This window comes from Aeromicrobium alkaliterrae (genome assembly GCF_039529015.1).
Classification (GTDB): domain Bacteria; phylum Actinomycetota; class Actinomycetes; order Propionibacteriales; family Nocardioidaceae; genus Aeromicrobium; species Aeromicrobium alkaliterrae.
Genome location: NZ_BAAAME010000016.1, coordinates 1 through 1,224 on the forward strand (window position 1 = coordinate 1; position 1,224 = coordinate 1,224).

Consider the following 1,224-nt stretch of genomic DNA (forward strand, 5'->3'; position numbering starts at 1 on the left):
TGCTGGCAACTGCATGATCTGGAAGCCCTCTCCCGACACGCCCTTCACGGGAGCCCTGATCCTTGAGTGCTTGATCGAGGCCGGTCTGCCTCCGGGCGTGCTGAGCTACCTCACCGGGACCTCCTCCGAGGTGGGCGAAGCGCTCGTGAGGCACCCGGGCATCCATGCCATCACGTTCACTGGGTCGACAGCAGTGGGGCGTGCCATCGAACTTGCAGGTGCTCAGTCGGGCAAGCGCGTCCAAGCAGAGATGGGTGGGGTGAATCCGCTTGTGGTCCTGGCCGACGCCGACGTCGCGGTCGCCGCCGCAGCGGCCGCCGAGGGGGCATTCGGGAGCACAGGTCAGAAGTGCACCGCGACCCGACGCGCTCTTGTCGAGAGCTCGGTCTACGACGAGTTCGTGGAGATCGTCTGCGCGTCAGCAGCGTCTCGGCGGCTCGGTGACGCCCAGGAAGCCCAGACTGAACTGGGGCCCTTGGTGAGCGAACGAGCTCGAGCCCTCGTCGCTCAGCAGGTACGTGAACTGGCGGCCGCCGGCGCACGGGTGGTCTGTGGCGGTGCTGAGTCGCCGCAGCCGCACCTGGCCGACGGTTGGTACTTTGAACCAACGGTGATCGTCGACGTCCCACGCTCGTGTGAGCTCCTCGATCACGAGATCTTCGGTCCAGTCCTCATCATCGAGCGGGTCGCCGATCTCGCTGACGCACTCGGACGGATCGCGCAGAGCGAGTACGGGCTCGCAGCGGGACTGTTCTCCGACAGTCATCGCTCGATCACCCAGTTCGCCGCAGCAGTGGAGGCGGGTCTCCTCGCCATCAACCTGCCGACCACGGGCGTGGAGCCTCAGGCTTCATTTGGTGGGCTGAAGTCGTCCGGTAATGGTTCGAAGGAAGTGGGCCAGGACGCGCTGCAGTTCTACACCGATGAGGTCACGATCGCTCTGGCGGTCTCCTGACTGACATGTACGACGGTTCGGCTGGTCGTGATTGCTGCGCCAGCGACGTTGTGAACACATCTGGAGGAACGATGAATGTAGAACGACTCGCAGAACGGCTCTACTCCTATCCAGACCTCCCCGCGGAGGTCGCGGAGACTCGCCTCGAGGTGCGGGACGTTGCGGACCGGTTGGTCGGCCCCGTCGCGCATCGCCTGGCGACGCAAGACGAACGTGACGATGGCTTTCCGACCGACGTCTTCGACGGCCTGGCCGGCGCTGGGTTGTTC

The 1,224-nt window shown here is 65.1% G+C and carries 2 protein-coding genes; both read left to right on the plus strand.

Features of this window, described 5'->3' with window-relative positions:
• A partial coding sequence (locus tag ABD127_RS18785; protein ID WP_344204379.1) for an aldehyde dehydrogenase family protein occupies positions 1 to 955 on the plus strand: 955 nt, incomplete at its 5' end.
• A gap of 5 nt (positions 956 to 960) precedes the next feature.
• On the plus strand, positions 961 to 1,224 hold a 264-nt coding region (locus ABD127_RS18790; RefSeq protein WP_344204382.1), incomplete at its 3' end, for a hypothetical protein.